At 41.9% G+C, this 14,276-nt stretch carries 18 protein-coding genes; 9 read left to right on the forward strand and 9 right to left on the reverse strand.

Annotation, left to right across the window (positions count from 1 at the left end; translation table 11 throughout):
- Positions 1–438, forward strand: a 438-nt coding sequence (locus Q7J41_RS16190; protein ID WP_304889475.1) for a DUF305 domain-containing protein, incomplete at its 5' end; no start/stop codon positions are given.
- Positions 439–542: 104 nt separating this feature from the next.
- On the opposite strand, the gene Q7J41_RS16195 is transcribed toward Q7J41_RS16190, so the two are convergent.
- Genes Q7J41_RS16195 through Q7J41_RS16215 form a run of 5 tightly spaced genes read right to left on the reverse strand, consistent with a single transcriptional unit; the run spans position 543 to position 4,121 of the window.
- Positions 543–1,280, reverse strand: a complete 738-nt coding sequence (locus Q7J41_RS16195; RefSeq protein ID WP_304889476.1) for a phosphatase PAP2 family protein — start codon at positions 1,278–1,280, stop codon at positions 543–545.
- Between the two features lie 47 nt (positions 1,281–1,327).
- Positions 1,328–2,365: a diacylglycerol kinase family protein gene (locus tag Q7J41_RS16200; protein WP_304889477.1), complete on the reverse strand. Its 1,038-nt coding sequence runs from the start codon at positions 2,363–2,365 to the stop codon at positions 1,328–1,330.
- Positions 2,343–3,086: a phosphatase PAP2 family protein gene (locus Q7J41_RS16205; RefSeq protein ID WP_304889478.1), complete on the reverse strand. Its 744-nt coding sequence runs from the start codon at positions 3,084–3,086 to the stop codon at positions 2,343–2,345. The genes Q7J41_RS16200 and Q7J41_RS16205 overlap by 23 nt, the downstream gene beginning before the upstream one ends.
- A gap of 37 nt (positions 3,087–3,123) precedes the next feature.
- Entirely contained in the window at positions 3,124–3,993 is an 870-nt protein-coding gene (locus Q7J41_RS16210; protein ID WP_304889479.1) for a DUF1206 domain-containing protein, read from the reverse strand.
- Positions 3,990–4,121, reverse strand: a complete 132-nt coding sequence (locus Q7J41_RS16215; protein ID WP_304889480.1) for a hypothetical protein — start codon at positions 4,119–4,121, stop codon at positions 3,990–3,992. Before Q7J41_RS16215 ends, Q7J41_RS16210 begins: the two co-directional genes overlap by 4 nt.
- A gap of 304 nt (positions 4,122–4,425) precedes the next feature.
- Between Q7J41_RS16215 and Q7J41_RS16220 the strand changes: the two genes are divergently transcribed.
- The 3 genes from Q7J41_RS16220 to Q7J41_RS16230 all read left to right on the forward strand — a co-directional run bounded on the left by Q7J41_RS16220 (position 4,426) and on the right by Q7J41_RS16230 (position 6,294).
- Positions 4,426–5,043 carry a TetR/AcrR family transcriptional regulator gene (locus Q7J41_RS16220; protein ID WP_304889481.1) on the forward strand — a complete coding sequence of 206 codons (618 nt, stop codon included), beginning with the start codon at positions 4,426–4,428 and terminating at the stop codon, positions 5,041–5,043.
- A 4-nt stretch (positions 5,044–5,047) separates the two neighbouring features.
- Positions 5,048–5,950, forward strand: coding sequence for an alpha/beta fold hydrolase (locus Q7J41_RS16225; protein WP_304889482.1), 903 nt, complete (start codon positions 5,048–5,050; stop codon positions 5,948–5,950).
- 143 nt (positions 5,951–6,093) lie between these two features.
- The gene (locus Q7J41_RS16230; RefSeq protein ID WP_304889483.1) at positions 6,094–6,294 is read left to right on the forward strand and encodes a hypothetical protein; all 201 of its coding nucleotides are present in this window, start codon (positions 6,094–6,096) and stop codon (positions 6,292–6,294) included.
- Positions 6,295–6,376: 82 nt separating this feature from the next.
- Here Q7J41_RS16230 and Q7J41_RS16235 read toward each other — a convergent pair whose 3' ends face one another.
- Positions 6,377–7,759, reverse strand: a complete 1,383-nt coding sequence (locus Q7J41_RS16235; protein WP_304889491.1) for a PP2C family protein-serine/threonine phosphatase — start codon at positions 7,757–7,759, stop codon at positions 6,377–6,379.
- A gap of 468 nt (positions 7,760–8,227) precedes the next feature.
- On the opposite strand from Q7J41_RS16235, the gene Q7J41_RS16240 reads away from it, so the two are divergent.
- Entirely contained in the window at positions 8,228–9,895 is a 1,668-nt protein-coding gene (locus tag Q7J41_RS16240; protein ID WP_304889484.1) for a metallophosphoesterase, read from the forward strand.
- A gap of 216 nt (positions 9,896–10,111) precedes the next feature.
- On the opposite strand, the gene Q7J41_RS16250 is transcribed toward Q7J41_RS16240, so the two are convergent.
- Positions 10,112–11,368: an Nramp family divalent metal transporter gene (locus tag Q7J41_RS16250; RefSeq protein WP_370651031.1), complete on the reverse strand. Its 1,257-nt coding sequence runs from the start codon at positions 11,366–11,368 to the stop codon at positions 10,112–10,114.
- Between the two features lie 286 nt (positions 11,369–11,654).
- On the opposite strand from Q7J41_RS16250, the gene Q7J41_RS16255 reads away from it, so the two are divergent.
- A complete protein-coding gene (locus Q7J41_RS16255; protein ID WP_304889485.1) occupies positions 11,655–12,047 on the forward strand; it encodes a hypothetical protein in 393 nt (130 codons plus the stop codon).
- On the opposite strand, the gene Q7J41_RS16260 is transcribed toward Q7J41_RS16255, so the two are convergent.
- Positions 12,044–12,187, reverse strand: a complete 144-nt coding sequence (locus Q7J41_RS16260; RefSeq protein WP_304889486.1) for a hypothetical protein — start codon at positions 12,185–12,187, stop codon at positions 12,044–12,046. The genes Q7J41_RS16255 and Q7J41_RS16260 overlap by 4 nt on opposite strands.
- Before the next feature lie 75 nt (positions 12,188–12,262).
- On the opposite strand from Q7J41_RS16260, the gene Q7J41_RS16265 reads away from it, so the two are divergent.
- From Q7J41_RS16265 to Q7J41_RS16275, 3 genes are all read left to right on the forward strand, one after another.
- Complete coding sequence (locus Q7J41_RS16265) at positions 12,263–12,790, forward strand: cysteine hydrolase family protein (RefSeq protein WP_304889487.1); 528 nt, start codon at positions 12,263–12,265, stop codon at positions 12,788–12,790.
- A 63-nt stretch (positions 12,791–12,853) separates the two neighbouring features.
- Positions 12,854–13,189 (forward strand): TfoX/Sxy family protein, encoded by a 336-nt coding sequence (locus tag Q7J41_RS16270; RefSeq protein WP_304889488.1) that lies wholly within the window; start codon positions 12,854–12,856, stop codon positions 13,187–13,189.
- On the forward strand, positions 13,117–13,638 hold the full coding sequence (locus tag Q7J41_RS16275) for a hypothetical protein (protein WP_304889489.1): 522 nt from the start codon (positions 13,117–13,119) through the stop codon (positions 13,636–13,638). Before Q7J41_RS16270 ends, Q7J41_RS16275 begins: the two co-directional genes overlap by 73 nt.
- Here the strand turns inward: Q7J41_RS16275 and Q7J41_RS16280 are convergent.
- Positions 13,631–13,738, reverse strand: coding sequence for a winged helix DNA-binding protein (locus tag Q7J41_RS16280; RefSeq protein ID WP_304889490.1), 108 nt, complete (start codon positions 13,736–13,738; stop codon positions 13,631–13,633). The two genes, Q7J41_RS16275 and Q7J41_RS16280, sit on opposite strands and share 8 nt — an antisense overlap.
- Positions 13,739–14,276 lie beyond the last annotated feature (538 nt).

Raw genomic sequence — 14,276 nt, forward strand, 5'->3', positions numbered from 1 at the left:
GAATCGATTGAAAGCGAACATGATTATTTAGTGCATATGATTGCACATCACGAGGAAGCTGTTTCGTCTGCCAATATTTTGAAAGCGAATACGCAGCGTGAAGAAATGAAAAAATTTGCGGACGATATTATTAAAACCCAGAGTGCCGAAATTGAACAAATGAAGATCTGGCTTAATACCTGGTATCCTAATGAAGATCATGCGGTTGATTACCAGCCAATGATGCGGGATCTTACGAATCTTCAGGGTGATGCGCTGGATCAGGCTTTCCTGCAAGATATGATTTTCCATCATATGGATGCTGTGATGATGTCTCAACAACTGATCACCAGCGGATTGGCTAAACATTCGGAAATCATTCCTTTTGCCGAAACCATCCGAAATACCCAGCGAAATGAAATTCATATGATGCGAAATTGGTTGACAGAATGGTTCTAAATAAATTTCGCTTTCTTAAAATAGTTTACTCATATTTTTAGAAATTAGCCCCCAAATATGACTTTTTCACTGATCCCGAAACGTCCCCCACTTGTGTCATCATTTTATTGCCGAACAAAAAAGCGTGTTTTTCCCCAACGGTAAAAATGAATACCCGCAATAAGACATAACCCTCCCAATAGATAGGCTCCTAACACATCACTGGCCCAGTGCTGGCCAAGATAAATGCGAGATAGTCCAACCAGAACAATGTGACTGCCAAAGATAATTAACAGCAAAGTCCGTATCCAGAATGGTTTGAGCAGTGTATAAGTCAGGAAACAGACAAATCCGAAAAACCCTGTATAAAACATGACATGTCCGCTAGGAAAACTATAGCTATTGAGTACATTGACGACGTGAATCAGATCTACACCCGGACGAGGACGGTGGACCAAAGTTTTTATGAGCAGGTTGAGTAATGGAACAAACACCGCAATGATCAAAGCGACTGTGGATTCCCACCGAAACTCCAGAGCAAAAAGAGTCACAATAATAACGGCAATTACTATCGACGATTGCGGTGAATTCCCAGCCCAACTGATGACAGTCATCAGCCCGGAAAAGACGGGATTATCGATCAATTGCAAACCAGTCGAAATAGTTAAATCAATCGTAAATGAAGGAACGGTGATAACTAAGAATGTCAAAACCGCAAAAGCGGCAAGCATTATTCCAACACTCAGTTGAAACAGACGGGCTTTTCTACGACTTTCAACGGGCGAGGGAGTCTTGTCTTTAACCGCTTCTACAGCAGCATTTTCAGGTTTATCAGGGTTAACGGGTTTGATCGATTTTTTCATTTTCTTGTACCACCTTAAAATTATCTCGTCCTGACATAGAATCGTTCTTAGGTTGACGATTCTTTGTTTTGCTTAATAAAAGGAGATAGTGGGGCAGATAATTCTTCTTCCTCATCCTCCTGCGACTTTTCAGCACCTAAGCCGATCGGCGGCACAAATACACGAAGTGCTCTTCTATGCATTTTGATTGTACACGTGCCTGTTCCTAAGGAAATCCCATCTGCTGAAATTTCCAACTTTGGTTTGGATTTGACTTTTACTTTATGAGCGCGAAAACGTTGAAGTTTTCCGTCTGGAATCAGATTTTCTTCCGCAGTTCTTTGAAAATAGCTAAGCACTTCCGCCTTGTTATAATCCGGAAATACCGAGATATCAAAGAGTCCGTCCTGCATTGAGGCGTCCGGAGCAACCAGATTTTTGGATGCAATGAGCGGGGTATTCGCTATTGTTACCACCATCGTATCGACCTTTATTTTGCTTTCGTCATCTAAAGTCAGCAACACTTCAGGTTTTGCTTCATGTTCTACTAATGTCACAATTGCATCCTTCATAGAAGAAAATTTCTCCTTCAATTTACCCTTGGGTATTTTTTTGACATCAGGATACAGAGCTGCCGTCAGGCCGATGACAGTTACCATAAAGAAATAGAATTTCTTATGTTTGCGGGTTTTGATTTGCCAGAGATCCAACTCACGCATATCGCCCTTGGCGATTAATGCACATGCCGCCTCAACGTCTTCAGGGATACCAAGACTTGCGGCAATATCGTTCATGGTTCCACCGACAATAACTCCCAGGGTCACATCTGAGCCGGCGATACCGCGAATGACTTCCCCGATCGTTCCATCTCCACCCATGGCAATGACAATTTTATAGCCCTTTTCAACAGCTTTTTTGGCAAGGATGCGGCACTCTTTTTTGGGCGATGCATACGCAACGTCTACTTTTATTCCATGATTGGTCAGGCAGCGAACTGCCTGTTCCAAAAGAGAAGGCGCATCCACTTCATTTCCGGCCCCCGGGTTCGCTATCAATTTGGCACGAATATGTTTATTTTTACTTTTACTTTTCTTTTTCTTTTTCATTTTCTTTCACTACCTTTCTGGATATTATTTCAATAGAAAAAATAACAAGGGTTACCCAAGCGACACCGAGGGCGGTTCCGGCGATAATATCGGTTATATAATGTACCCCCATAAAAAACCGACTGTAACCAATAAAGAAAACCAAAAATACGGCTAGCAGTATCGCTGCTGCCTTACCTGCCCATGATGATATCTTTGGCACAATGAAATAAGCCAACAGTCCAAACATAATAACCGCACTCATCATATGGCCGCTCGGAAAACTTGGATATGAAATGACACTTCCAATATTTTCAGAAAATACAGGACGCGGACGGGCAATAAGACTGCCTAAACTTAAGAATAGGATACCCTGCCCAGCATAAAGGACAATAACCATAAAGAATTCTTTCCAAAACCGTTTAATCAGAAAATAGAGACCCAATATTACGCCAGCCACCATATATCCTTGCTTTCCCAGATAATCCCCGGCAAGCATGACATTTTTAACCCATTCAGGACTTGATAAAGCCACTGTATGCATACGGTTTACGACATCTAAATCCCACTTTACCAGGGATCCTTGCTGGAGCACGAAATATGCGAGTATTCCAAAAATCATAATGCTCAAGAGAATTATTGTGACGCTAAAAACAGGATGTCGCATCAGAAAATCCGGACTTTGCAGGCCACCTGGTTTTCTGCGCTTCTTTCTATCGGGGTGAACAGTGTTCGCAGTCATAAAAACACGACCTTTCAAATAACGATGTCTTGGTTGATTATTTTTTTAATCTGAAAAATATCGACATACACAGGGAATACAAACCTAAAGAAATAAGACCCAACGCAATCACACCCATTAGTAAGCCCCCATAAGGCTGCTGCAGAATATATGTTAAAGTGCTGTCAAAACCTTTAATTTGCTGTGAATTGGCGGTATAGGCAGCCATAACGATGAAGAAACCGATCAGCGTAAAGATGATTCCCCGGGCGATGGTACCTAATCTGCCGAGAAACCTGACCCGTCTCAATTGAACCGGATTCAGTTTTGTGAGGTGAATCCGCCGTTCAAAACCCGAGCTGAATCCCTGAAAAATTTGTATGAGACCAACTAAGATTAAAATTATACCCATAATACCCACCAACAACTGTCCAAATGGCATCACCAGAATCTGGTCAGTATATTGCTGGATTTGGCCTTGTTGAGCGCCACTTTGAGCAGGCTGTGCTCCGCCCGAGATGAGTGCATATGTTGGCAATACCAGTAGCCCGTAGGCAGTTGCGCTTACCAGATAGCCAATTCTGAGGGCAAAACCCTTTGCATCATGATCTTGGTGGAACGGATTAAAGATAGCTCGGATTAGTCCCCACAATGAATAGCAAACCAATCCAATCAACACAAGCCATAAAAGAATTCGGCCGTAAGGTTGGGCTCCAATCATCGAGATAGCACCCTGCTGATCGGTCATCTTCCCACCATATCCAACTGCCATAAGAACCGCCAGCAATCCAATTACACAATAGATAATTCCGCGTGCTGCATAGCCTAAGCGAGCCAGTGTTTCAAACGTTTTACTAAGCGCCGCATTATTAGCGGTTAGTGAATCTGTTCCATTGATCTTCCCTTTTGATTTTTTTTTGCTTGTCATATACGCATACATCCTCTCGTTTTGCCCACGTCTTCGGCAAACGGTTTTGACTTTTGGTGGTAGTTAGGGCATGATTTTTCACCATCTTTTTCAACAACTGCGTATTCAGGGGTTTCATAATTTGACATGCCATGACCTCCTAGGAGTTTTTAAACTATTAGTACCCCAAAATTTGGTTTTATTACAATTGTTTTTGAAAATAATGAAGCACAACAAACGAAACGCCCCCACGTTTTCTTTATTGGTTTGTTTGCCCACCTTCGGGTGGCCTTTTTTTTGTGGCTGCAAGATAGGAAATGCCCTATGTTGAGTTGATTATTTATGGGCACAGTGGGGGGGTATTTTTTATTAATGCACTTGACAAGTGAACAAATGTTAACTATTATTAGGTTAACACTTGTTCACTTGTGGTATGTAATTAGAGGAGCGATTATGAATACGAAGGATAGAATATTGTATATTTCTTTGGAGTTGTTTGCACAGAAAGGCTTTTCGGGAGTATCCGTAAGAGACATTGCAAGTGCAGTAGGAGTACGTGAAAGTGCATTATATAAGCATTTCAAAAACAAACAAGACATTTTAGACAGTATTATGGTGATCATGAAAGAGCGAATCGAATTGGTTTATCAGGAAAATGAAGTTCCCGAGGTCATGACAGAAGATGTCGCACAGGCGTATAAGGAATTATCGGTTGAAAAATTATGTGAAATATCCTGGAATTTGTTTTCTCTTTTTACTAAAGATCCTGTGGTATCAAATTTTAGAAGATTATTAATGAGAGAACAGTTTGGGAATGAACAGGCAGCCAGGCAGTATGGTGAGTCATATTTGTTAGGGGTAGTTCATAAACAAAGCAAGACTTTCGTAAAGCTAGTTGAAGGTAGATTGTTTAGGGAAGAAAATCCAGAAATAATTGCGCTTCAATTTTATGGTCCGATTCTTTTACTGTTTCAACAATACGACTGTAATCCAGAGAATGAAGATCAGATTAAGGGTTACTTAAATGAACATATAAGAGTATTTGGGAAAAATTATAGCAGGACGGTATGATTATTTGAAGAAGAGAAAAGTTATCTTGATTATTAGCGGAATCTTAGTTGTATTGGCGGTTGTGATCGTAATAAAATTTAATCTCGAATTGAAAAAAGCGTCTGAACGATTTGAAACATACCAGAATAAAGCAGAAACCGTTGAAACATCATATGGAAGAATAACCTATATTGATGAAGGTGAGGGTGAAGTCATACTGAGCTGTCATGGTATCTGCGGCGGCTATGATCAAGCCTATGATACACTTTCGGATAAAACAGATAATTATCGAGTGATTGCGCCTTCTCGATTTGGATATCCCGGGAGTGATGTGGCTGAGAATCCGAGTATTGATAGTCAAGTAGAAACCTTTGTCGAACTATTGAATGCATTGAATATTGATAAAGTATATGTGCTTGGCACATCGGCCGGAGGAGCAGTTGCAATTAAATTTGCGCTTTTGCATCCAGAACGCACTAAGGGCTTGATCTTATACTGCTCGGGTTATCCGGCAATTGAAAAGCCAGACAACGAAGCAACCTATGTTGGACCACCTTCAGCAATCTGTTATGATTTTCCAATGTGGTTTTTTAGCCCATTATTTGGACCACTGATGGGAATGGATCGTGACACGATCGGATTAATTATGCCCTTAAGTGAAAGACATGACGGCATTGTTTTAGATGCAAAAATTGCCAATACCGATATGGATAATCACTATGAGAAATATGATATGAGCAAATTGAGTGTTCCCGTATTAATTGTGCATGCAGAAGATGATAAATTGGCGGATTATCGTAAAGCCGCCTTATGGTCAGAGAAAATACCAAATTGTACGTTTGTGTCATGCAAAACGGGAGGACATTTAATGACGGGAAATTCAGGGAAAATCGATGAGGCATTTAATCGTTTTATTCATGCGGATTAGTAAGCGACTCTCAATTGGACCATCTTTATTATCTGGACGGTATAGGTCATAATTTCATTCGATACCTTATATAAAACTGGCAAAATTTCAATTCCATGGCTGAAATTTCCGAGCTATAATAAACAAAACACAAGGAGGCAACAATGGGAACTAGTAAGGAATTTGCGGACTATGTCTGTGATCAGTTAATAGCAAAGGTAAATAGACCAAAGGCAAGCATGAAGGCGGTAACCGACATCGCCGCAACACTAACTGTATTAACTGCCGTCGTCGAATTCGATATGCATGAACTTGATAAAGGTTCCGACAATTCAGATGCCGTGTTCTCAGTAGCCATTCCATAAAGCCTGAAATTAGCTAGTTTTTCTTTTTTTCGTTCGTGTGAAAAAGTGTCTTCAATACTTCTTTATTAAGTACTAGTGCATACTAACTTCCAATTTTAAAGGCGACCATTGTAATATCATCAAATTGGGGGGCTCCATTAACAAAGCAGTCAATATCATTTTTTACACTTGAAAGCAACTCATCTGTATTTAAGTCCATATTGTTGTTGAGTGCAGCAAGCAATCTATCCTCACCATACAATTCATCATTGATATTCGTTGCTTCGGTGACGCCATCGGTATAGAGATACAATTCATCGCCACTTGTCAGCTGCATTTCTTGCTGTTTATACTTAATCTCTTCCATTCCGCCAAGCACAAAGCCGGTATGCAATTTTAAATATTCAAAGCTGCCATCTGCTCTTTTTAACAATGGCGGATTATGTCCGGCATTCACACAAACAAAATGATGTGTCGAAATTTCGTATACCCCCATAAAAGCGGTGACAAACATCCCCACTTCGTTATTTTCACAAAGCTGGGCATTCACTAATGTAAAAATTTCAACCGGCGTACGACCAACCTGGGCTTGATTTTTAATCAACGTTTTAGCAACTACCATAAATAACGCCGCTGGAACACCTTTCCCCGAGACATCGGCAATCACTACCGCCAAATGATCATCATCAATGGAAAAGAAGTCATAAAAGTCACCACCAACTTCTTTAGCCGGTTTCATCGTCGCATAAATTTCAAATTCGGCTCGATTCGTGAAGTCAGGAAAAATACTGGGCAGCATAGATGTTTGGATTTCCGTGGCCACATTCAGTTCAGCTGAAATTCGTTCTTTTTCTTCATTATCTTTTTTCTGTTTATTCAGAAGCGCCCGCGTCCGATCCATCAAGGTAAAACAAATTGGCGCGAATGCGATTAGGGTAAATACTCGCGGCAAATAATAGAACTTAAAGGTTCTAATCAAAATGCTTGCGGTAATGATCCGCTCTTTCACGCCATCCATTTCAGCCATCATATTTGAATCCCATAAACCAACATAAAGTCCGGCAAAAATAGCCATCGTCATAAAAACAACACTTCCCGCCAAAGTCCACGCAGTAAATTTTTTAGAATAGTAATGGCAGGAAATCAATAACGGACAAATCCAGGCAAGGATCGTATGATACGTCATCATTGTCGAAAGACTGGTCATTCCCATAATGGTACAAGCCATGATCAGATATTTCAGGTACCACTTTTGACCGCTAATCATTTTAACCAGCAACGATGGCAAAAGAAACAATGTTATACTTGTCGGCATGGCTATGTTCATCAGCATTTTTGAAATAATAAAAAAATTGATGGAATTTAAAATCCATACACTTCCAACAATAGCTGCAACAATGATCAAACATTTAGCCGCATATTGATTCGCCTTGTCCTCATTTTCTATAAAAATTTCATTATTCTTTTCAGAATCATTAATTACCATCAATCTTTCACATCCCAATCTTAGGTATATTTTATCTTTTTCCTAGAGTTAAGGTCCTTCTGTTTTTACTCCATTTTATTTCTTCAAATAACATTTGTAAAGAGTAAATACATTTTTCAACCCCGAAAACCTGTTGTGTAACTGATTCTAGTTAACATCAATTGTGATCGGGAGAATTATCAAAAAAGAACAGCGTGTGTATCTTCAAACATACACTGTTCTGAAACGATCGTTTTGCTTGATTAACTAAATGATATTGCCTGGTTTCAGCAAATTGTGTTTTTCACTGGTCTCGTAACATCCTCTTGTTATAGGACCTAAATTAATTTTTAAAGCACTTTCCCAGAAAATTATTTAGTGATACAATATTTCAAAATGAATGATACTAACGCCATAAAGGATAGTCAATTTATTTGCAAGTTGAAGGGCTGTTGCCGAATGGAAAATTACAAAGAGGAGAATTGACTGATGACTGAAAAGAAAAAACTGCTGCTGATTACTTCCGGGGTTCTGTTGATCAGCCTGGGATGCATGCTTTGGGCGCCGAAAGCCGCTGGGGCCATGACCGTAAAGACGAACATTGCAACATCCGAGGATGTGACTCAACCGTCACTTAATGATACCGTGACGACGATCAGCCTGACCTTCACCCAAAAAATTGATCCCAAAACAATGACCGATGCAATTAAACTCTATCGCATCGAGAAAAATGGCAATGCGGTAGAAGAGCCGAGCACTATCAAAATAGATGCCGCTGATCCCCAGGCAATTCAAATCAACAACAATGCAATGTCCCCTTTAACCCAGGGGGAGGAATATCAGCTGACCATCAGCCGTGATTTAAAATCCACGACTGGGGCAAGTCTGGTCAACGCTTTTGTGGGATATTTTGCCACTAATTATCAATTGAAGCTGGCTGGAAATATGGATCTGAACAATGAGCGCACCCAGATTCATATCATCAGTGACATCCATTTAGGAATCGATGATGCCTATACCTCAACCGTGGCCAACCGCCAACCGCTGGTTGATTATCTGGGTCAGCTCAAGGCCTCTCCCAATGTGAAAGAGCTGGTGATTGCCGGGGATTTCCTTGATTTTTGGATGCTGCCGATGGATTATACCATGCCGGATTCCCAAGCTGCTTTTTATGATGCGGTGGCGGCAAATAATAAAACCGTCGTTGATGCCATCAATGCCATCATCCAGGGCGGTGAAATCAAAGTCACCTATACTCCGGGGAACCACGATCTGCTGGCCACCGATGCCGATCTGGCGCGGATTTTTCCCGGTATCAACCAGGCTCGGGACAGCATGCAGGGGCTGGGGTCCTATGTCACTGGCACCAATTCGGAAATAGTTATTGAACATGGCCACCGCTATGATTTTTACTCGGCCCCGGATCCTATTTCAAACCGGGACATTACCCAAAATGGCACTTCCATTTTGCCCCCGGCTTACTTTTATGCCCGGGTCGGAGTATCTTCAATTATCGAAGGATATCCCAAATCAACCAACACCTTTCCGGAATTATCGGTGGATAAAACGGATGCCGACCAGCTGAATATTTATCGCTATGCACAGCTTTGGAAAGCGCTGTTGACTAACGTGCCGGTTAATGAAAGCTTTGCCGATGCCGCCATCAAAACAAATATTGACGGCTACACCCAGACCTACGCCGTTAACGATATTCTACCGCACCAGAATGCCGATGGCACTCTGGGGATGAATCTCTATCAAGACATCGAAAGCACCTGGGAGCAACGCGAAGCGATTAACGGGGTGAAGGTAAACATTGCGACTAGCGATGCCATTACCAAATCAGCCGATACGGCCTTTATCGATTCGCAGGCTCAGACTCAGATTTTTGATACGGATCCAACTAAACGGATTGTAATCTTCGGACATACCCATCATGCCCGGATCACGTCGATGACTAATCCAGCCAGTCAGAAAACCATCTATGCCAACACCGGCACCTGGAGTGATCATGCAACGGGGAATCCAACCATGAACTTTGTCGTGATTTCACCCCCCAAAGCCGATTCTGATGCTGTAATCGTCAATCTCTATCAGTATGCCGTCGACAAAACCGTCACCCAATGGGCCGAAGGTCAAGTCATTACCCTGAACTGATGGACCTTAACAAGGTGGCGACTTAATCCAATCAAAAAAACAGTGGTCATTTTGACCGCTGTTTTTTCATGTATAATTGCAAAAAACATTGGCTTATGACAGCCATACAGCAGATTATCTAAACACTCAGGAAGGCAGAAAGTTACCAGTTGTTCATTGTATCAACGGAACTCCCGGGTGGGAATAGCGCTTCGCCTCTTTCGAAAGGCTTCATGATCAGATCAGGGAAGAAAAAAGCATCAGATTTAAAAACGTCAGAATAACTGCAATAGCAATGAGGACAATTCGGGTTGACATGGGGTTTTTGTAGGAACCCATGACTTTTTCGGATGATGTGAGGTATACTTGTAGCACAACGGTAATGGGCAGTTGAATACTCAAAAGCATCTGGCTGTAGATCAACCCTTTAAACGGATCGGAAATGACAAAAATACCAAGGGTTCCCAGAATTAGAATCATCGCAACACCAAACTTGGTATGGTTATCTTTCAGGTCATAGGGCTCGCCAAAAAGGCCCGCAAAAATCGATCCGCCGGCGATACCCGCAGTGGTGGTCGATGAGATGCCCGAAAAAAGCAAGGCAATCGCAAAAATAACTGCGGCACCATTGCCCAGCAGTGGGATCATCATATCCTGAGCTTGAGACAGCTCGGTCACCACAACGTTGCGGTTAAAGAATGTCGCAGCGGCGAGAATAATCATGGCACTGTTGATGCCCCAGCCGGCAATCATCGAGAACAGGGTGTCAAAAAACTCGTATTTAAGTTGTTTTTTAATAACCGACTCATCTTCGAGATTCCATTGGCGGCTTTGGATGATTTCGGAATGAAGAAACAGATTGTGGGGCATGACCACAGCTCCCAGCACGGCCATAACAATGGGCATCGAAGCATCGGGAAAACTGATTGTGGTCCATCCGGAAAGCGCTGCCGGCCAGTTGACATCAACCAGGGTCAATTCATAGAGAAAGGATAAGCCGATAACCGAAACAAAGCCGATGATCAGTTTTTCAAGCCGACCATAGGAATTGCTGAATAATAGCCATAATGTCAAAGCCAGAATGATAATAGCGCCAATGCGAATGGGAATTTTGAAGAGCATCTGAAGGGCAATGGCGCCGCCCAGAATTTCCGCCAGTGAGGTCGAAATCGTCGCCAGTATCGCCGTTCCCAGCGTAAACCGGGCCAAAGGTTTGGGCAGATGTTTAACTGCGGATTCAGCCAGACAGTCGCCGGTGACAATACCTAAATGGGCGACGTTGTGTTGAAGAACAATGAGCATAATGGTGGAAAGGGTGACCATCCAAAGCAGGGTATACCCGTAGGTAGAACCGGCGGCAATGTTGGAGGCCCAGTTTCCGGGATCAATAAATCCCACGGTGACCAGGAGACCCGGTCCGATGTATTTAAGTAGATTTTTTAGACCCAGTGTGGGCCGGTGGTTCGTTCCCATGAGATTTGAAAACCAATGCATAGTAAAACCTCCTTATGACCGTTGGACAGTAGCAGCCTTAAGCATCAATGGCATCAGCACACGGATGAATATTCTGCCTATGATAAATCGCATGATCTGATCTAAATATATCCAATGAAGTGAACTGTGTCAAGAAGAACCCGTTTTATCGAGATAAGGGAGAGTTAGGTGTTGTTTCAAATCCCCGTCTTTTGGCTTATTGTAGCATTTTAATTCCAAAGGTATTATAATCAAATAAAATATTTAAAAAGATATAACAATATAAATCAGAAGAGGTGCTGCAAAAATGAGTTTTACCGGAGATCAGCTTTTAATTATTATGATTCCATTATTAAGCCTGGTGGTGGGCGTTCTGTCCTTCGTTTTTTACCGGCAATATAAAAAGCAATTGGGCGGAAATGTTTTACAGGGAGCGACGGCCAAAAGATTTAAAGATCAGTTTAATGTTTGCGGGATTCTATATGTTCTGATTGCTTTACTGGTAATTTTGGATTCCTATGGAACCATGGGACCGATGTCGTTAACGATTGTATTAATCGTTGCCGGTGGCGGTATATACAATTTAATGATTGTTAATAAAAAAGAAGGTTTTGATTTATCGGACATTAAGTTTTTGAAGTGGAACAGCATTATCTTGCTGATCATCGCAGCAATTTATCTGATAACCATCGCATATTAAAGGGCATCTTCCTGGGGCATATAGCCGATATTATACATCAGCTTGCGGTCTGGTACTTTTACAGGCTGGTTTTCAATCTTTGTATCCTCCGTCAAACAGATCACCGAGCTCATCAAGTCTGTTTTGTTCAAATGCTTCATGCTCTTTTTTAATTTCCTTTGCTGAAATTTAATTTTAAAAGTGGTAGAATAAAGAAAAAAAGGGAGATTGAATAGATGAAAAACATCCTATTGGTAATAGATTATCAGCAAGATTTTGTCGAAGGTACGCTTGGCTTTCCCCAGTCGGTTCGTCTTGAGGAACCGATTGCCCAAAAAATATTGGAATATCGCCAAAAAGGACAGGAAATTCTGTTTACCTATGACACGCATACGGCAGATTATCTAAACACTCAGGAAGGAAGAAATTTACCGGTTGTTCATTGCATCAAGGGAACCGTCGGGTGGGAGCTTTATGGCAAGGTGGCAAAGCTGCGGCTGGATACTGACACCTGCATTGAAAAGATTGCATTTGGATCAATGGAGCTCGCTGAGTTTCTGGCGGCGAACCAGTATGACCGGGTCGAGCTGGTCGGTGTGGTGTCAAATATTTGTCTGATCTCGGATGCCGTGCTGGCAAAGGCGGCCCTGCCTGAAGCCGAAATTATTGTCGATGCCAGCTGTGTCGCCAGTAATGAAGACCGCCTTAATGAGGCGGCGTTGGATGTGATGGCAAGCATGCAAATCCGTATTATTAACCGATAATAGCGGCAAATTAAGTCATACCCAGATCAAAAGAACGTAAGAGGTTAAATTAAGGAGGCAATAATGGGAACCAGTAAGGAATTTGCAGACTATGTCTGCGATCAGTTAATAGCAGCAGGAAACATCAGCTGCAAAAAAATGTTTGGCGAATATGGCGTCTATCTTGACGAAAAGATTGTTGGACTGATCTGTGATAATCAGTTTTTTCTTAAGAAAACGGAAGCGGGGCGAGTCATGATTGAAGAACGCATAACAACCGTTGAAGAAGGTCCGCCATACCCGGGTGCCAAGCCACAGTTTTTGATTGATTCGCTGGATGATCAGGAATGGTTAGCCGAATTGCTGCGGGCAAGCTATCAGGAACTACCAATGCCCAAGCCGAAGAAAAAGAAAAAATGATGGAACAGCGGTCTTATAAAAAAACCTATAAACCATTATTCCTGTGGCTGTTATTATTCATAGCGGTGAGTAGCTTTTTGCCAACATTTATTAATCGAATGTTTGGGCAGCTGTTCCAGATAACCTGGGGAGAGGGTGCCGAGGTTAGAATGATCCTGATATTCATGGTTATGGCAATTGATGGTTTAATGGTTATGATTTATGCGGGCGAATATGTTTATTGGATTAATGGCGGACCCAGCTTTGAGGAAGCTAAAGCAGCGGGTAGTGAAAAAAGAAAAGCCTATGCAGCCGCACATTTAAGCGTGTTTCTGAAAATGACACTGGTCTGTTGTGTTTATCTTGTAATCAGTTCGTTTTTGCGATTGCCGATGGGGATTGATATTGTCGTGATATCATCAGCGGTTGTTGTAGCCGCAATCAAGACCATGTCCATCCGCTTTAATTAAAAAAAACTCGACCAGAATCAGTAAGGGATATGTCAACACTGCGTCGGTCTTCATGTGAAGGGGTCCGTTGGAAATATCCCTTTTTTACAAGTTCGTCCACGGTGCGGGCTGTAATGATGTCTCAACAACTAGATCACCAGCGGATTGGCTAAACATTCGGAAATCATTCCTTTTGCCGAAACCATCCGAAACACCCAGCGAAATGAAATTCATATGATGCGAAATTGGTTGACAGAATGGTTCTAAAAGGACTACGAAGGACAGTCGTTTTTTCGTCATTATGATGACACTGAAAAAAAGTGGTTTAGATTTTGTGCGAAGTTTGAGTTAATTAAAAGAACTGCTATTGTTGTAGCAGTTCTTTTAAACATCTTAATCCTGTTTTTCTTCAATCAAATCCGACAATGCACCCTTTTCGTCAAGTTCTTTAAGGTCGGAAAATCCTCCGATGCAGGTATCCCCTATAAAAACAAAAGGGATACTATAATGATGGGTTTCAGCCTGCAACTGATATCCTGGATTCCCGGCCACTCATAACGAGACTGGCGGCCGGATATCCATCGCAGCATATAGCTCTTTTTGTTTCTCCAGGATCTCGCCTACTCTGACAGCATGACCTGGTTCTTCAAAACATTCAA

Origin of the sequence: Acetobacterium sp. (assembly GCF_030652775.1) — a bacterium.
Lineage (GTDB): Bacteria > Bacillota > Clostridia > Eubacteriales > Eubacteriaceae > Acetobacterium.

Bases quoted from the DNA above. Each gene is read 5' to 3' on its own strand.
- Q7J41_RS16195 (WP_304889476.1), bottom strand. From the start codon at position 1,280: ATGAAAAAATCGATCAAACCCGTTAACCCTGATAAACCTGAAAATGCT.
- Q7J41_RS16200 (WP_304889477.1), bottom strand. From the start codon at position 2,365: ATGAAAAAGAAAAAGAAAAGTAAAAGTAAAAATAAACATATTCGTGCC.
- Q7J41_RS16205 (WP_304889478.1), bottom strand. From the start codon at position 3,086: ATGACTGCGAACACTGTTCACCCCGATAGAAAGAAGCGCAGAAAACCA.
- Q7J41_RS16210 (WP_304889479.1), bottom strand. From the start codon at position 3,993: ATGACAAGCAAAAAAAAATCAAAAGGGAAGATCAATGGAACAGATTCA.
- Q7J41_RS16215 (WP_304889480.1), bottom strand. From the start codon at position 4,121: ATGTCAAATTATGAAACCCCTGAATACGCAGTTGTTGAAAAAGATGGT.
- Q7J41_RS16220 (WP_304889481.1), top strand. From the start codon at position 4,426: ATGAATACGAAGGATAGAATATTGTATATTTCTTTGGAGTTGTTTGCA.
- Q7J41_RS16230 (WP_304889483.1), top strand. From the start codon at position 6,094: ATGGGAACTAGTAAGGAATTTGCGGACTATGTCTGTGATCAGTTAATA.
- Q7J41_RS16235 (WP_304889491.1), bottom strand. From the start codon at position 7,759: ATGGTAATTAATGATTCTGAAAAGAATAATGAAATTTTTATAGAAAAT.
- Q7J41_RS16240 (WP_304889484.1), top strand. From the start codon at position 8,228: ATGACTGAAAAGAAAAAACTGCTGCTGATTACTTCCGGGGTTCTGTTG.
- Q7J41_RS16250 (WP_370651031.1), bottom strand. From the start codon at position 11,368: ATGCATTGGTTTTCAAATCTCATGGGAACGAACCACCGGCCCACACTG.
- Q7J41_RS16255 (WP_304889485.1), top strand. From the start codon at position 11,655: ATGAGTTTTACCGGAGATCAGCTTTTAATTATTATGATTCCATTATTA.
- Q7J41_RS16260 (WP_304889486.1), bottom strand. From the start codon at position 12,187: ATGAAGCATTTGAACAAAACAGACTTGATGAGCTCGGTGATCTGTTTG.
- Q7J41_RS16265 (WP_304889487.1), top strand. From the start codon at position 12,263: ATGAAAAACATCCTATTGGTAATAGATTATCAGCAAGATTTTGTCGAA.
- Q7J41_RS16270 (WP_304889488.1), top strand. From the start codon at position 12,854: ATGGGAACCAGTAAGGAATTTGCAGACTATGTCTGCGATCAGTTAATA.
- Q7J41_RS16275 (WP_304889489.1), top strand. From the start codon at position 13,117: ATGGTTAGCCGAATTGCTGCGGGCAAGCTATCAGGAACTACCAATGCC.